Source organism: Stenotrophomonas sp. Steno-C18 (genome assembly GCF_056393195.1).
This window is the reverse complement of the sequence record NZ_JBWJOX010000002.1, coordinates 14,825-30,056: the sequence shown is the minus strand read 5'-3', so window position 1 is coordinate 30,056 and position 15,232 is coordinate 14,825. Positions and strand designations below refer to the sequence as shown.

Genomic DNA, 15,232 nt, shown 5'->3' with positions numbered 1-15,232 from the left:
GCGGAGAACTCCATGGCACGCTTCTTTATCGACCGACCCATCTTCGCGTGGGTCATCGCCATCATCATCATGCTGGCTGGCGCCCTCGCCATGCTCAAGCTGCCGATCTCGATGTATCCGGAAGTGGCACCGCCTGCGGTGTCCATCTCGGCCAGCTACCCGGGCGCGTCGGCCAAGGTGGTCGAGGACTCGGTGACGCAGATCATCGAGCAGAACATGAAGGGCCTGGACGGGCTGATGTACTTCTCGTCCAACAGCTCCTCCAACGGCCAGGCCAGCATCACCCTGACCTTCGAGAGCGGCACCAACTCGGACATCGCCCAGGTGCAGGTGCAGAACAAGCTGCAGCTGGCCATGCCGTTGCTGCCGCAGGAAGTGCAGCGCCAGGGCATCAACGTCGCCAAGTCCAGCTCCGGCTTCCTCAACGTCATCGGCTTCGTGTCCGAGGACGGCAGCATGGACGAGAACGACATCTCCGACTACGTCGGCTCCAACGTCGTCGACCCGCTCAGCCGCGTGCCGGGCGTGGGTTCGATCCAGGTGTTCGGCGGCAAGTACGCCATGCGCATCTGGCTGGACCCGACCAAGCTGCAGACCTACAAGGTCTCCGTCGACGAGGTCACCGCCGCGGTGAAGGCGCAGAACGCGCAGGTCGCGGTGGGCCAGCTCGGCGGTGCGCCGGCGGTGAAGGGCCAGCAGCTCAACGCCACCATCAACGCGCAGGACCGGCTGCAGACGCCGGAGCAGTTCCGCAACATCGTGGTGCGCACCGAAGCCGACGGCTCGGCGCTGAAGCTCGGTGACGTGGCCCGCGTCGAACTGGGCGCGGAAACCTACGACTTCGTCACCCGCTTCAATGGCAAGCCGGCCTCCGGCCTGGCCGTGACCCTGGCCACCGGCGCCAACGCACTGGAGACCTCCGAGGGCGTGAGCCGCACGCTGGATGAGCTCAAGGCCAACTTCCCGGCCGGCATGAAGGCGGTGATCCCCTACGACACCACGCCGTTCGTGCGCGTGTCGATCAAGGGCGTGGTCAAGACGCTGCTGGAAGCCATCGTGCTGGTGTTCGTGGTGATGTACCTGTTCCTGCAGAACTTCCGCGCCACGCTTATCCCGACGATCGCCGTGCCGGTGGTGCTGCTGGGTACGTTCGGCATCCTCGCGGTGCTGGGCTTCTCGATCAACATGCTGACCATGTTCGCGATGGTGCTGGCCATCGGCCTGCTGGTGGACGATGCCATCGTGGTGGTGGAGAACGTCGAGCGCATCATGTCCGAGGAGGGCCTGTCGCCGCTGGAAGCCACCCGCAAGTCGATGAGCCAGATCACCGGCGCGCTGGTCGGCATCGGCCTGGTGCTGTCGGCGGTGTTCGTGCCGATGGCCTTCATGAGCGGCTCCACCGGCGTGATCTACCGCCAGTTCTCGGCCACCATCGTCTCGGCGATGGCGCTGTCGGTGCTGGTGGCGATCGTGCTGACCCCGGCGCTGTGCGCGACCATGCTCAAGCCGCTGAAGAAGGGCGAGCACCATGTTGCCCACACTGGCCTGCTGGGCCGCTTCTTCAATGGCTTCAACAACGGCTTCGACCGCACCAGCGGCACCTACCAGCGCGGGGTGAAGGGCATCCTGCTTCGCCCGGGCCGGTTCATGGCGGTGTTCCTGGCGCTGGCGGTGGTGATGGGCCTGCTGTTTGCACGCCTGCCCAGCTCGTTCCTGCCCAATGAAGACCAGGGCATCCTGATGGCGCTGGTGCAGGCACCGGTCGGCGCCACCCAGGAGCGCACGCTGGAGTCGATCTACAAGCTGGAAGACCACTTCCTCAACAACGAGAAGGACGCGGTCGAATCGGTGTTCTCGGTGCAGGGCTTCAGCTTCTCGGGCATGGGCCAGAACTCGGGCATGGCCTTCGTCAAGCTCAAGGACTGGGGCGAGCGCTCGGCCGACCAGGGCGTGGGCCCGATCACCGGCCGCGCGATGATGGCGCTGGGCCAGGTCAAGGACGCCTTCATCTTCGCCTTCCCGCCGCCGGCCATGCCGGAGCTGGGCATCGCCTCGGGTTACACCTTCTTCCTGAAGGACAACTCCGGGCAGGGCCATGAAGCGTTGGTCAACGCCCGCAACCAGCTGCTCGGCCTGGCCGGGAAGAGCCCGAAGCTGGCCAACGTGCGCCCGAACGGCCTGGATGACACCCCGCAGCTGCGCCTGGACATCGACGTGGCCAAGGCCGGCGCGCATGGCCTGTCGCTGGACACCATCAACAGCACGCTGGCAACGGCCTGGGGCTCGAGCTACATCGATGACTTCATCGACCGTGGCCGCGTCAAGCGCGTGTACGTGCAGGCCGATGACGGCTTCCGCATGAACCCGGAGGACTTCAGCCTGTGGACGGTGAAGAACAACGCCGGCGAGATGGTGCCGTTCTCGGCCTTCGCCAGCCAGCGTTGGGACTACGGTTCGCCGCGCCTGGAGCGTTACAACGGCGTCTCGGCGCTGGAAATCCAGGGTGAAGCCGCACCGGGCGTGGCCTCCGGCGACGCGATGCTGGAAGTGGAGCGCCTGTCCAAGGAACTGCCGCCGGGCTTCAGCATCGAATGGACCGCGGTGTCCTACCAGGAGCGCGAGGCCGGTTCGCAGACGCCGCTGCTGTACACGCTGTCGCTGCTGATCGTGTTCCTGTGCCTTGCCGCGCTGTACGAGAGCTGGAGCGTGCCGACCGCGGTGCTGCTGGTGGCGCCGCTGGGCATCCTCGGCGCGGTGCTGGCCAACACCCTACGTGGCATGGAGCGTGACGTGTACTTCCAGGTGGCGATGCTGACCACGGTCGGCCTGACCTCGAAGAACGCGATCCTGATCGTGGAGTTCGCCAAGGAGCACCTGGAGAAGGGCGCCGGCGTGATCGAAGCGACGATGCATGCGGTCCGTGACCGCCTGCGCCCGATCATCATGACCTCGCTGGCGTTCGGCCTGGGCGTGTTGCCGCTGGCCATCGCTTCCGGCGCCGGTTCCGGTGCGCAGCGCGCCATTGGTACCGGCGTGCTCGGCGGCATGGTGGTGGGCACCTTGCTGGGCCTGTTCTTCATCCCGTTGTTCTTCGTGGTGGTGCAGCGCCTGTTCAACCGCAAGCTGCGCGACAAGCCCGAAGACGCGGCGCACTGAGCGACCACGTGGTGAAACGGAAAACGCCGGGCAATGCCCGGCGTTTTTTTGCAGGAGCAGCCGTGGCCGCGAAGCAGGCAATGCCCGGAAGGCAAGCGTTTAGGTCATCTGCAGGCGCAATGGCCTCGCGGCCAAGGCCGCTCCTGCCAATGCGTGCGCAGGCACATCAGGCAGGCGGAGGATCTTCTTGGGGCAGGAGCGGCCTCGGCCGCGCAGCAGGCAACGGATGAAGGCAAACGTCGCAGACAAGAACACCGGGCAGTGCCCGGTGTTCCTGTTTCAATGCTCGAACTCGGCGGTTTCCAGCAACTGGGCCTTTTCAACCGCGCCCAGCCGCTGCGCGAAGACCGCCAACCGGTTGCACAACTCGGCCTGGTGCTCGGGGTAGGCCGCGACCAGCTCGCGCTGGACCTGCTGGTAGGCATCCCAGAACGGGGCCGAACTACGGTAACGCTGGTAATGCTGGCGTAGCCGTTCCCCAGCCTGTTGCAGAGAACGGCGACTGCTGGCTTGGATGGGCGCGATGAACATCGCTTCACCTCGTCAATGGCAGTGCCCCTGTCCGCGCAGCTTACGCTGCCAACTCTTACGATTGGGTTTCACTGTCTCACATTGGCGTGATACCAGTCATGCCGCAGTCAGCTGGCTTACTCGCCGATGTCTTCGTACCAGATCTCCGGATGGTCGGTGATGTAGCGGCCCATCATCTCGATGCAGCCGGCGTCGTTCAGGTCGATGACCTTGACCCCGTTCTCGCGCAGCCAGTCGATGCCGCCGCCGAAGCTGACCGATTCGCCGACCACCACGGTGCCGATGTTGAACTGGCGGACCAGCCCGCTGCAGTACCAGCACGGGGCCAGGGTGGTGACCATGATGGTGTCGCGGTAGCCACGCTGGCGGCCGGCCTTGCGGAAGGCATCGGTTTCGCCGTGGATGGACGGATCGCCTTCCTGGATGCGGCGGTTGTGGCCGCAGCCGAGCAGGCGGCCGTCGTTGTGGTACAGCGCCGCGCCGATCGGGATGCCACCCTCGGCCAGGCCCTGGCGGGCTTCGGCGATGGCGGTTTCGAGCAGGGCGCGGTAGTCGGGGGTGGTGATCATGCGGGGTCCTCAAGGCGCGTGGGCGCCGGTGCGGCCATGATAGCGGCGTGATTCAGGCGCCTGCCGCCGCAAGCGCGCCGGCGGTGCGATAATCGTGCTCATGAGCGAATCCCCCTACAAGACCGGCACCACCCACTTCGGCTTCCGCGACGTACCGGCCAAGGACAAGCAGAAGCTTGTCGGCCAGGTGTTCACCTCCGTGGCCGACAACTACGACCTGATGAATGACCTGATGAGCCTGGGCATCCATCGCTTGTGGAAGCGCTACTTCGTGGCCACCGCGCAGGTGAAGCCGGGTGACCGCGTGCTCGACCTGGCCGGTGGCACCGGGGACATCGCCGTGCTGCTGAAGGAGCGACTGGGGCCGGAGGGCAGCGTGGTGCTGGGCGACATCAACGCCGGCATGCTGTCGGTGGGGCGTGACCGCCTGACCAACCGCGGCCACGTGTCCGGCTTCGAGTGGGTGCAGCTCAACGCCGAGGCACTCCCGTTCCCGGACCAGAGCTTCGACCTGGTGACCATCTCCTTCGGCCTGCGCAACGTCACCGACAAGGACGCCGCGCTGCGCGAGATGTACCGCGTGCTCAAGGTCGGTGGCCAGGCGCGTGTGCTGGAGTTCTCCGAGGTGACCGTGGACTGGTTCAAGCCGATCTACGATTTCCATTCGTTCAAGGTGCTGCCGAAGCTGGGCAAGTTGTTCGCGCGTGGCGATGCCGACAGCTACCAGTACCTGGCCGAGAGCATCCGCAAGCACCCGCCGCAGGAGGAGCTGAAGGGGATGATGACCGAGGCCGGGTTCGGCCGCTGCCATTACAAGAACCTCAGTGCCGGCATCGTGTCGATCCATTCCGGCTACAAGCTCTGAGGCGGGTTCAGGATGCAGGGAAAAGGCGGCCAGGGGCCGCCTTTTTCATGGCCGCAAGGCGGTAGCAGCGGACTTGGCCGCGAAGCAGGCATTGCGTTCCGTCGTGGGGCTGCCGGCAATTGCAGATAAGCGGGTGGTTGGGGTGCCGTTGTAGGAGCGGCTTCAGCCGCGAAGCTGGCGATGCGGCCGCTGCCGGAAGGTCTGCAATTGCAGGTGGCGCCGTGTCGGAAACCTTGCCGGCTTCGCGACCAAGGTCGCTCCTACGGGGGGCCGAGGCGCTCCTACGGTGCACCGCCGCATCCGGCAAGGCGGTTCGGGTTTAAAATCGACGGCTGTTCCCTGAACCGGTTCTCTTCAGATGCGTTCTTCCCTGCTGATGCTGCCCCTGGCCGTGGCGCTTGTCGCCGGCTGTGCCAAGGAACCTGCCGCCCCCACCGCCGACCCCGTCGCCCAGAAGCCCGCCGCCGCCGTGAATACCGTCAGCCGCAGCCACGATGAAAGCTCCTACGCCGAGCCGGACAAGGTCGTCATCAAGGACCTGGCGCTGGACCTGAAGGTCGATTTCGACGCCAAGCAGATCGGTGGCACCGCCACCTACACGCTGGAGTGGAAGGACAAGGCCGCCAAGCAGCTGGTGCTGGACACCCGCGAGCTGACCGTGGAGAAGGTCGAGGCGATCGCCGCCGACGGTGCCGCCTCGCCGCTGCAGTTCGCCCTGGCCCCGGCCGACAAGGTGTTCGGCAGCAAGCTGAGCATCGAGACCCCGGATCAACCGGCCAGCGTGCGCATCACCTACCACACCGCACCAACCGCCTCGGGCCTGCAGTGGCTGGAGCCGTCGATGACCGAGGGCAAGAAGCTGCCCTTCATGTTCAGCCAGTCGCAGGCCATCCACGCCCGTTCGTGGGTACCGCTGCAGGACACCCCGAGCGTGCGCTTCACCTACAGCGCGCACGTGACCAGCCGCCCGGACGTGATGGTGCTGATGAGCGCCGACAACGACCCGAAGGCCGCGCGTGATGGCGATTACGCCTTCAAGATGCCGCAGCCGATCCCGTCCTACCTGCTGGCCATCGCCGCCGGTGACCTGGTGTTCCAGCCGATCTCCGAGCGTTCGGGCGTGTGGGCCGAGCCGACCATGGTTGGCAAGGCGACCAAGGAATTCGAGGACACCGAGAAGATGATCGGTGCCGCCGAGAACCTGTACGGCGAATACCGCTGGGGCCGCTACGACATGCTGGTGCTGCCGCCGTCGTTCCCGTTCGGCGGCATGGAGAACCCGCGCCTGACCTTCGCCACCCCGACCGTGATCGTCGGCGACAAGTCGCTGGTCTCGCTGGTGGCCCACGAACTGGCGCACAGCTGGTCGGGCAACCTGGTGACCAACGCGAGCTGGAAGGACATCTGGCTCAACGAAGGCTTCACCACCTACGTGCAGGCACGCATCACCGAGGCGCTGTACGGGCAGGAAATGGCCGAGATGGAGCGCGAGATCGACCAGACCGACCTGCTCAACGAAGTGAAGGACATGAGCCCGGCCGACCAGGCACTGGCGCTGCCGCCGCTCAACGAGCGTGACCCGGACGAAGCGCTGAGCAACGTTGCCTACGTCAAGGGCGCCTGGTTCCTGCAGTTCCTGGAACAGCGCTTCGGCCGCGAGGTGTTCGATCCGTTCCTGCGTGGCTGGTTCAACGACCATGCCTTCCAGAGCGCGAACACCGACCAGTTCGTCGAGTACATGAAGAAGCACCTGCTGCCGAAGAACCCCTCGGCGGTCACCGATGCCGAACTGAAGGCATGGCTGGAGGAGCCGGGCATCCCGGCCTTCGCCACCCGCGCCCGTTCGCGCAACTTCGCCGTGGTCGACACCGCCCGCATCGCCTACCTGGGCAGCGACACCGTGCCGAGCAACCAGGTCACCGGTGCGTGGGGCACGCAGGAGTGGGTGCGCTTCATCGACGGGCTGGGCGAGAAGCAGCCGGTGGAGAAGCTGGCACAGCTGGACAAGGCCTACCATTTCACCGGCACCGCCAATGGCGAGATCGCCATGCGCTGGTACCCGCTGGCCATCCGCAGCGGCTACAACGAAGCGCTGCCGGCGGCCGGTGAGTTCATCGAGAAGGTGGGCCGTCGCAAGCTGGTGCTGCCGATCTACGCCGAGCTGCTGAAGACCCCGGAAGGCCTGGCCTTCGCCAAGGACGTGTTCGCCAAGGCCAAGCCGGGCTACCACCCGATCACCACCGCCTCGGTGGAAGACATGATCGCCAAGGCGGAAGCTGCATCGACGCAGCAAGCTGCGCCCAAGCCGTAATCGGCCTCGGCAGGTTTCAAGGCAAACGGCGAGCTTCGGCTCGCCGTTTGTTCTTGTGCCGCTGTTGGCTTGCGGGCTGCGCATGCCCGCCTCCAACATCGATCACGGCGTTGGGGTGGGAGTCTTCAGCGTGGCCACCGGCAGGCCTTTCAACACCGACTTGTCGATCTTCGCGGCCACGCCCACACTGCGGCCGGCAAGATTGACCACGCTGTACTGCACTGCCACGCCGAGCACCTGGGTGGCCTGCGACATATCCAGTCCATGGGACTGGCGCAACCACTGCAGCATCCCCGACGTCGCCAGCCGCAGCGCATCGTCGCTGGAGCCTGCCTGCCCCAGGGTCATGATCTGCGTCGGTGATTCAACGCGTGGCGTGGCGATGGACTGCTTCTTGATCAGCTCCACTTTCAGTACCACGTCCAGTGATGTCTCCAGCGCCCATTGGCTGGTCTCGCCATCGCCCTGCAGGGCATGGCCATCGCCGACATACAGCAACGCGCCAGGTTGCTGGACCTGAAGGTAGACGGTGTTGCCTTCGACCACGGCATTGAAATCCATGTTGCCGCCGAAATCGCCGGCGTCGCCGGTGGAGAACGCGGGGTAACCGAAGCCCGGGGCAACGGCGAGGCCGCCGAGCATCGGTTTGACCGGGATCTGGAAGTGTTCCAATGCGCCGCTGGCACCCTGTGGGCGTGCCGTGCCACGTACGCGGTCCAGTTCCCAGCGCACCGGCTTTCCCAACGTCGCCGTTTCGGTGGCGATGCGCGGGGTCTTCAGGCGGCCGACGATGCCGTCGAGGCTGTCGGCGTAATCGCGGTTGAGTTTCAGCGAACGGATGGTGATTGCCAGCGTGTCGCCAGGCTCGGCACCGGCGACGAAGAACGGCCCGACCTGTGGGTTGCCGAACAAGGCGCGGGTGACGCCGTGCTCGTCGACACCGCCGGAATCCAGGGTCCTGGTCTGCACGGAGTCGCCGGGCCAGATCACCAGCGCCGGGGCGCGCTCTGCGCTGAAGGTATTGGAGTAGTCGCTCGGCGTGAAGTCGTGCAGACGCGGGATATTCCCTGGTCGTGACGGCACCCGCCATGCGCTGAAATCATGCGCTGCACGGGCATTGCGATTGTTGGTGTCCGGCTCGTCGCTGCGGCCCCACATGCGGTTGCCATCGATCTGGCCATCGTAGTGGTAGGCCTGGCCGTCGCTGCCGGTGGCGGTGAACTTCAGCTGCGCGCCGTTCAACGTGCCTTTGATCGGGTCGCCGCCCAGCGTTCCGCTGACACGCGAGCCCTGGACGTCCAGATTCAACGTCTGCCTGGCGCTGTTGCCCCATAGATCGGTGGCCAGGATCCATTGATCGCTGGCCAGGGCGGCGAGCGGAAATGCGGACAACAACAGCGAAGACCATTTCAGGCAGGTGCGCACGATGCGTGTCCGCGTAGGGCCCGGCGGGCGTGTTCGCGGAGTGTACGAATGGCGATGCTGCCGTCGCAGTGTCAAACGTAACGACACGTGTAGTCAGATCGGCCGCCGTGAAGCCGGGCGAGGACTGTGGCCGCTGGTGACCGATACCGGACCGGGCCGCACTCAGGGCTTGAGCGCACGCAGCGCCAGGAACATGTCCACGCAGTCTTCCATCAGGCGCTGCTGCGCGGCCTGGTCCAGGGGCGGCTGGCCCAGCGTGATCTGCGGCCAGAACGCGAAGGCCTTGACCATGCCCTGCAACTGGTGGGCCGCCTCGGCGGGCGCGATGTCCGCGCGCAGCCGGCCATCGGCCTGTGCGGCGCGCATCCAGGTGGTCATGCCTTCCTCCTTCTCGGCGAGCTTGTCCATCACCACGCGTGCGCGTTCCGGCGCGTGCACCAGTTCGGCGATGGCCACGCGCGAGAGGTCGATGAACCCCGGGTCGGCCAGCAGGCGCAGCTTCTGCGCCAGGAATGCCAGCAACTGGTCGCGCAGCGGGCGGGCCGGGTCGTACGCCACCCCTTCAAGCGCGCGGCTGGCCTCCCACAGCTGCAACAGGATCGCGACGAACAACTCGTCCTTGCTGCTGAAGTGGTTGTAGACCGTGCGCTTGGAGACATCGGCGGTCGCGGCGATGCGATCCATGCTGGTGCCGGCGAACCCGAACGCGCGGAACTCGGCCACGGCCGCCTGCAGGATGGCGGCGCGCTTGCGGTCGGTGAGCCGGGGAGGGCGGTTGCTGGTGGTCATGCCGTCGATTTTACACCGTTCAGTTTACTTTCTGGAAATTGGAAGTAGACTCGCCGGTGTACTTTCCATGGCAAGCCCCGATGAAGCGTCGCCTGCCCCGTTTCCTCCTCCTGATCACGGTACTGACTGCCATGTCCATTGGCCTGTTGACCTGCGGCGCGCACCCGGCCGCTTCCTATGACCAGTCGCCGCAATACGGCGATGGCCGCTTCCACAACGCGGCGGCGAAGAAGACCTCGCTGGGCGCGGCCCGAACGCTCGGCGTGCTGTGGCGGTTCCTGTTCGACAAGCCGGCCGATGCCACGCCGCAGGCCCCGATCCCGGTGCAGGCCCTGACCCGCCAGGCGCTGCTGGACGCGCCTGATGACAGCCTGTGGCGGCTTGGGCACTCGACCATGCTGCTCAAGCTGGACGGCCACTTCTGGCTGACCGACCCGGTGTTCTCCGAACGGGCCTCGCCGCTGTCGTTCATGGGGCCCAAGCGCTTCCACGCGCCGCCGCTGTCGATCGAGGCGCTGCCGCCGATCACCGGCGTGATCATCTCCCACGACCACTACGACCACCTCGACCATGCCGCGGTGTTGGCGCTGGCACCGAAGGTGCGCCAATTCGTGACGCCGCTGGGCGTGGGCGACCGGCTGATCGGCTGGGGCGTGCCGGCCTCGCAGGTGACGCAGCTGGACTGGTGGCAGGAGACGCGAGTGGAGGGGCTGAAAATCGTCGCCACCCCGGCGCAGCACTTCTCCGGGCGCGGGCTCTCCGATGGCAACCGCACGCTGTGGGCATCGTGGGTGATCGACAGCGGCCGGCTGCGCCTGTTCTTCAGCGGCGACAGTGGCTACTTCGATGGCTTCGCCCGCATTGGTGAACGGTATGGGCCGTTCGACCTGGCCATGGTCGAGACCGGTGCCTACGACGCGGACTGGCCCGACGTGCACATGCAGCCCGAGCAGAGCCTGCAGGCGCACCTGGATGTGCGTGGCAAGGTGCTGATGCCGATCCACAACGGCACCTTCGACCTCGCGTTGCATCCGTGGACCGAGCCGTTCGAGCGCATCACCGCGCTGGCGCAGCAGCAGGGCGTGGCCCTGACCGCACCGCGGATGGGCGAGCGCCTGGACCTGGGGGCACCGGCCCCGTCCACGCACTGGTGGCGCGGGGAAGCCGCGCAGCCCCTGCCGGCCGAGTGAGCCCACGCATGTGCAGCGGGCAGGGCGCAGGGCGAGCAATCACTGGCGTGGATGTTTAAAGTGGGCGGCGTCGCGCGGCCAGGTGCCGCGCCCTGTTTCCCTGGAGCTGCCTGATGAAACCCTTGATCCTTGGCGTGCTGTGCGTCGTTGCACTGGCCGGTTGTCGCGACCCGGAAGCCGAGCGCCAGCAACAGGAAGCCGCTGCCGCGCAGGAGCGCGCCAAGCGCGAGGCCGACGCCGAGGGCATTGCAAAGCTGTACGACGCAGCGGTGACCGGCACCGACTGGGAGAAGGCGAAGATCCACGGTGCCGCGCTGCTGGACCAGTTCCCCGATTCGGAGGCGGCCAAACGCATCGAGCCGGGCTTGGCCGAGGTGAGGGAGAAGGCCGACGCAGCACGCGAACTGCGCCGCATGCAGGGCCTGTGGAACTACAACCAGGTGGCGGTGAAGGGGGGCACCCAGCGTTCGGCGGCGATCTACAGCAAGGACCGCGTCGACGTGGATGGCACGGGTACCAAGCCGGTGCAGCTGGTGTTCCGCGACCACCCGGAATGGAAGCGGCATGCCTACCTGGTGCTGCAGTCCAGCGACTTCGCGCGCGCCTGCTACCGCAGCTGCCAGGTCACGGTGAGCGTGGACGGCGCCGCCCCGCGCAGCATGGCCGCGAACCGCCCGGATACCGACGAAGCCATCGCCATGTTCATCAATGACAACCGCGGCCTGTGGCGCCAGTTGCGCAAGGCCAAGGTGGTCGAGATCGACTTCCCGGTGAAGGCCGGCGGCACCCGCAAGGCGGTCTTCGAGGTCGGCGGCCTGGATGGCAGCCAGATGCCGAACTGGGATTGAGCGTGGGGCAGGGCATGGCAGCGCGGGCGCTGGCCCAGTCGCATCACTGGGTGTTCGACATGGACGGCACCCTCACCGAGCCGGTGCATGACTTCGCGCTGATCCGGCGCGCGCTGGATATCCCGGCCGAGGCCGACATCCTGCAGCACCTGGCGGCGTTGCCACCGCCGCGTGCCGCCGAAGGCCATGCCTGGCTGATGGAGCACGAGCATGCATTGGCGGTTGCCGCCACGCCCGCGCCGGGCGCGGTGGACCTGGTGCGGACCCTGCATGCCGAGGGCTGTCGGCTGGGCATCCTGACCCGCAATGCGCGCGCGTTGGCACAGGTGACGCTGGCGGCGATCGGCTTGGCCGATTGTTTCGCGCCGGAAGATATCCTGGGGCGTGACGAGGTCACGCCCAAGCCTTCCCCGGCTGGCCTGCAGTACTTCGCGCAGCGCTGGGCGGTGGCACCGGCGGTGATGCGGATGGTCGGCGACCACTACTACGACCTGGCCACCGCGCAGGCTGCGGGCGTGCCGGGCATTCTGGTCAACCAGCCCGGCGATCCGTGGCCGGGCATGGCGCAATGGCACGCCCGCGATTGCGCCGAGCTGCTGCGGCAGCGGCGTGCGCTGGCGGTGCCGGTGGCGTGATGCCGCTGAGCTAGCGATGACATGAAAACGCCGCCCGGAGGCGGCGTTTTCATGTCCAACGTACCGCAGGCGCTTACAGCTTGGCGCGCTGTTCCTGCAGGCCGGCCAGCTGGCTGTTCCAGTCAGCCAGGCGCACGCGCTCCTGCTCGACCACCGCCGCCGGCACCTTGTCGGTGAACTTGGACAGCTTGGTCTCGCTCTTTTCCTTCTCCGAGGAAACGCGGGCGATCTCCTTGTCCAGGCGCGCGCGTTCGGCATCCAGGTCAACCAGGCCTTCCAGCGGCACCAGCAGCTTGAGCTCGCCGACGATGGCGGCCGCGGCCGGCGGGGTCTGCGCGTCGGCAGCGAGCCATTGGATGCTTTCCAGCTTGAGCAGGAAGCGCAGCTGCGAGGTGAAGCGCTCCACGCGCGCCGGGTCCGTCGCCTGGCCACCCTGCAGCAGCAGGCGCACCTGCTTGGACGGCGGCACGTTGAGTTCGCTGCGCACGCGGCGCAGCGCGCTGACCATGCCCTTGAACCATTCCACGTCGGCTTCGGCCTGCGCGTAATCACCGGCGAACTCGGCGGCGGTCGGGTAGGCGCGCAGCGACAGCGTGTCGGCGGCGATGCCCAGGCGCGGGGCGACCTGCTGCCACAGCTGCTCGGTGACGAACGGGGTCAGCGGGTGCAGCAGGCGCAGCACGGCTTCCAGCACGTACAGCAGGGTGTGGCGGGTGCTGGCCGCATCGTCGGCGTTGTCGCCGTTGAGGGCCGGCTTGGTCAGCTCCAGGAACCAGTCGCAGAACTCGTTCCAGACGAACTCGTACAGGCACTGTGCCAACAGGTCGAAGCGGTAGTCGGCGAAGTTCTGCTGCGCTTCGGCCGAGACCTTGGCCAACCGCGACAGGATCCACTTCTCGGCATCGGTACGCGGCTGCGGCACGCCGCTGAAGCTGGACCCCTCGGTGTTCATCAGGGTGAAGCGGCTGGCGTTCCACAGCTTGTTGCAGAAGTTCTTGTAGCCCTCGGCGCGGCTCATGTCGAACTTGATGTCGCGGCCGTGGGTGGCCAGCGCGGCGATGGTGAAGCGCAGCGCGTCGGCGCCGTGGGCGATGATGCCGTCCGGGAATTCCTTGCGGGTGGCCTTCTCGATCTTCTCGGCCATCTTCGGCTGCATCAGGCCATGCGTACGCTTGGCGACCAGTTCGTCGATGGTGATGCCGTCGATGATGTCCAGCGGGTCGAGCACGTTGCCCTTGGACTTGGACATCTTCTGGCCCTGCGCATCGCGGATCAGGCCGGTGATGTAGACGTCCTTGAACGGGATCTGCCCGGTGAAGCTGTCGGTGGCCATGATCATGCGCGCCACCCAGAAGAAGATGATGTCGAAGCCGGTGATCAGCACGTTCGACGGCAGGTAGCGGTCGAAACCGCGCTCGGCCATGGCCGTTTCGTTCGGCCAGCCCAGCGTGGAGAACGGCCACAGCTGCGAGGAGAACCAGGTCTCCAGCACGTCGCTGTCCTGGGTCAGCACCACGTCATCGGCCAGGCCGGCCTTGGCGCGGGCTTCGGCCTCGTTGCGGCCCACGTAGCAGTTGCCCGCTTCGTCGAACCACGCCGGGATGCGGTGGCCCCACCACAACTGGCGGCTGATGCACCAATCCTGGATGTTCTCCATCCAGTGGCGGTAGGTGTTGATCCAGTTGCCCGGCACGAACGTGATCGAACCGTTCTCGACCAGTTCCAGGCCACGCTTGGCCAGGCTGTCCATCTTCACGAACCACTGGTCGGTCAGGTACGGCTCGATCACCTGGCCGGTGCGGTCGCCGCGCGGCACCTGCAGCTTGTGCGCCTTGGTCTCGACCAGGATGCCCAGGTCCTCCAGCTCGGCCAGGATCACCTTGCGTGCTTCGTAGCGGTCCAGCCCACGGTACTGCTCCGGCGCGTTCTCGTTGAGCGCGGCCACCGGGGTGAACAGGTTGATCATCGGCAGGCCGTGGCGCACGCCCACCTGGTAGTCGTTGAAGTCATGCGCCGGGGTGACCTTGACCACGCCGGTGCCGAACGCCTTGTCCACGTAGTCGTCGGCGATCACCGGCACGCGGCGGCCGGTCAGCGGCAGGGTGACGGTCTTGCCGACCAGGTGCGCGTAGCGGCTGTCCTCCGGGTGCACCATCACCGCGGTGTCGCCCAGCAGGGTTTCCGGGCGGGTGGTGGCCACGACCAGGTAGTTGCGGGTTTCGCGCAGGGTCTCGTTGCCGTCGGCATCGACCTCGACGTGCTCGTAGCTGGCGCCGTCTTCCAGCGCATAGGCGATCGACCACAGGAAGCCGTCTTCCTCGGCGCTTTCCACCTCCAGGTCGGAGATGGCGGTCTTCAGCACCGGGTCCCAGTTGACCAGGCGCTGGCCACGGTAGATCAGGCCCTGCTCGTGCCAGCGGATGAACGATTCGATCACCGCCTCGCTCGGGCCCGGGTCCATCGTGAAGGTGCTGCGCGACCAGTCGGCCGAGGTGCCGAGGCGGCGCATCTGGCCTTCGATCACGTTGCCCGAATGCGCCTTCCACTCCCACACCTTGTCGATGAAGCCATCACGGCCCAGCGAGTCGCGGGTTTCCCCCTTGCCTTCCAGCGCCAGGTTGCGGCTGACCACCATTTCGGTGGCGATGCCGGCGTGGTCGGTACCCACCTGCCACAGCGTGTCGTAGCCGCGCATGCGGTGGTAGCGGATCAGTGCGTCCATCAGCGTCTGCTGGAACGCATGGCCCATGTGCAGGGTGCCGGTCACGTTCGGCGGCGGCAGCACGATGGTGTACGGCTCGCCCTTGCCGGACGGCTTGAAGTGGCCGGCCTTCTCCCACGCGTCGTAGAGATCGGTTTCGAAGGATTTGGGGTCGTAGCTGGAGGCGAGTTGGGTCATGCGGGGAAACCGGG

General features: G+C 66.6%; 11 protein-coding genes. 6 read left to right on the top strand and 5 right to left on the bottom strand.

All coding sequences use genetic code 11. The features are described 5' to 3' along the window. Positions 1-12: 12 nt before the first annotated feature. Positions 13-3,156: a multidrug efflux RND transporter permease subunit SmeE gene (smeE, locus tag AC06FE_RS04680; protein WP_478072377.1), complete on the top strand. Its 3,144-nt coding sequence runs from the start codon at positions 13-15 to the stop codon at positions 3,154-3,156. Between the two features lie 279 nt (positions 3,157-3,435). Here the strand turns inward: smeE and AC06FE_RS04675 are convergent, their stop codons facing one another. Together AC06FE_RS04675 and AC06FE_RS04670 are read right to left on the bottom strand one after the other, a co-directional pair. After that, on the bottom strand, positions 3,436-3,687 hold the full coding sequence (locus AC06FE_RS04675) for a hypothetical protein (RefSeq protein WP_132865065.1): 252 nt from the start codon (positions 3,685-3,687) through the stop codon (positions 3,436-3,438). A gap of 116 nt (positions 3,688-3,803) precedes the next feature. Further along, a complete protein-coding gene (locus tag AC06FE_RS04670; protein WP_132865064.1) occupies positions 3,804-4,256 on the bottom strand; it encodes a nucleoside deaminase in 453 nt (150 codons plus the stop codon). 100 nt (positions 4,257-4,356) lie between these two features. Between AC06FE_RS04670 and ubiE the strand changes: the two genes are divergently transcribed. Together ubiE and AC06FE_RS04660 are read left to right on the top strand one after the other, a co-directional pair. Next, on the top strand, positions 4,357-5,121 hold the full coding sequence (ubiE, locus tag AC06FE_RS04665) for a bifunctional demethylmenaquinone methyltransferase/2-methoxy-6-polyprenyl-1,4-benzoquinol methylase UbiE (protein WP_132865063.1): 765 nt from the start codon (positions 4,357-4,359) through the stop codon (positions 5,119-5,121). A 358-nt stretch (positions 5,122-5,479) separates the two neighbouring features. Further along, positions 5,480-7,432 (top strand): M1 family metallopeptidase, encoded by a 1,953-nt coding sequence (locus tag AC06FE_RS04660; RefSeq protein WP_478072376.1) that lies wholly within the window; start codon positions 5,480-5,482, stop codon positions 7,430-7,432. 102 nt (positions 7,433-7,534) lie between these two features. Here AC06FE_RS04660 and AC06FE_RS04655 read toward each other — a convergent pair whose 3' ends face one another. Further along, positions 7,535-8,827, bottom strand: coding sequence for an acetamidase/formamidase family protein (locus AC06FE_RS04655; RefSeq protein WP_478072375.1), 1,293 nt, complete (start codon positions 8,825-8,827; stop codon positions 7,535-7,537). 192 nt (positions 8,828-9,019) lie between these two features. Next, a complete protein-coding gene (locus AC06FE_RS04650; RefSeq protein ID WP_192286737.1) occupies positions 9,020-9,646 on the bottom strand; it encodes a TetR/AcrR family transcriptional regulator in 627 nt (208 codons plus the stop codon). Positions 9,647-9,726: 80 nt separating this feature from the next. Between AC06FE_RS04650 and AC06FE_RS04645 the strand changes: the two genes are divergently transcribed. The 3 genes from AC06FE_RS04645 to AC06FE_RS04635 all read left to right on the top strand — a co-directional run bounded on the left by AC06FE_RS04645 (position 9,727) and on the right by AC06FE_RS04635 (position 12,319). Continuing rightward, complete coding sequence (locus tag AC06FE_RS04645) at positions 9,727-10,836, top strand: MBL fold metallo-hydrolase (RefSeq protein WP_478072374.1); 1,110 nt, start codon at positions 9,727-9,729, stop codon at positions 10,834-10,836. Positions 10,837-10,949: 113 nt separating this feature from the next. Next, positions 10,950-11,684, top strand: a complete 735-nt coding sequence (locus tag AC06FE_RS04640; RefSeq protein WP_446540638.1) for a hypothetical protein — start codon at positions 10,950-10,952, stop codon at positions 11,682-11,684. 14 nt (positions 11,685-11,698) lie between these two features. Then, the gene (locus tag AC06FE_RS04635; protein WP_192287298.1) at positions 11,699-12,319 is read left to right on the top strand and encodes an HAD family hydrolase; all 621 of its coding nucleotides are present in this window, start codon (positions 11,699-11,701) and stop codon (positions 12,317-12,319) included. Between the two features lie 73 nt (positions 12,320-12,392). Here AC06FE_RS04635 and AC06FE_RS04630 read toward each other — a convergent pair whose 3' ends face one another. Further along, the gene (locus tag AC06FE_RS04630) at positions 12,393-15,218 is read right to left on the bottom strand and encodes a valine--tRNA ligase (protein ID WP_478072373.1); all 2,826 of its coding nucleotides are present in this window, start codon (positions 15,216-15,218) and stop codon (positions 12,393-12,395) included. Positions 15,219-15,232 lie beyond the last annotated feature (14 nt).

Coding starts and splice junctions, on each gene's coding strand:
- smeE (WP_478072377.1), top strand. CDS start 13: ATGGCACGCTTCTTTATCGACCGACCCATCTTCGCGTGGGTCATCGCC.
- AC06FE_RS04675 (WP_132865065.1), bottom strand. CDS start 3,687: ATGTTCATCGCGCCCATCCAAGCCAGCAGTCGCCGTTCTCTGCAACAG.
- AC06FE_RS04670 (WP_132865064.1), bottom strand. CDS start 4,256: ATGATCACCACCCCCGACTACCGCGCCCTGCTCGAAACCGCCATCGCC.
- ubiE (WP_132865063.1), top strand. CDS start 4,357: ATGAGCGAATCCCCCTACAAGACCGGCACCACCCACTTCGGCTTCCGC.
- AC06FE_RS04660 (WP_478072376.1), top strand. CDS start 5,480: ATGCGTTCTTCCCTGCTGATGCTGCCCCTGGCCGTGGCGCTTGTCGCC.
- AC06FE_RS04650 (WP_192286737.1), bottom strand. CDS start 9,646: ATGACCACCAGCAACCGCCCTCCCCGGCTCACCGACCGCAAGCGCGCC.
- AC06FE_RS04645 (WP_478072374.1), top strand. CDS start 9,727: ATGAAGCGTCGCCTGCCCCGTTTCCTCCTCCTGATCACGGTACTGACT.
- AC06FE_RS04640 (WP_446540638.1), top strand. CDS start 10,950: ATGAAACCCTTGATCCTTGGCGTGCTGTGCGTCGTTGCACTGGCCGGT.
- AC06FE_RS04635 (WP_192287298.1), top strand. CDS start 11,699: ATGGCAGCGCGGGCGCTGGCCCAGTCGCATCACTGGGTGTTCGACATG.
- AC06FE_RS04630 (WP_478072373.1), bottom strand. CDS start 15,218: ATGACCCAACTCGCCTCCAGCTACGACCCCAAATCCTTCGAAACCGAT.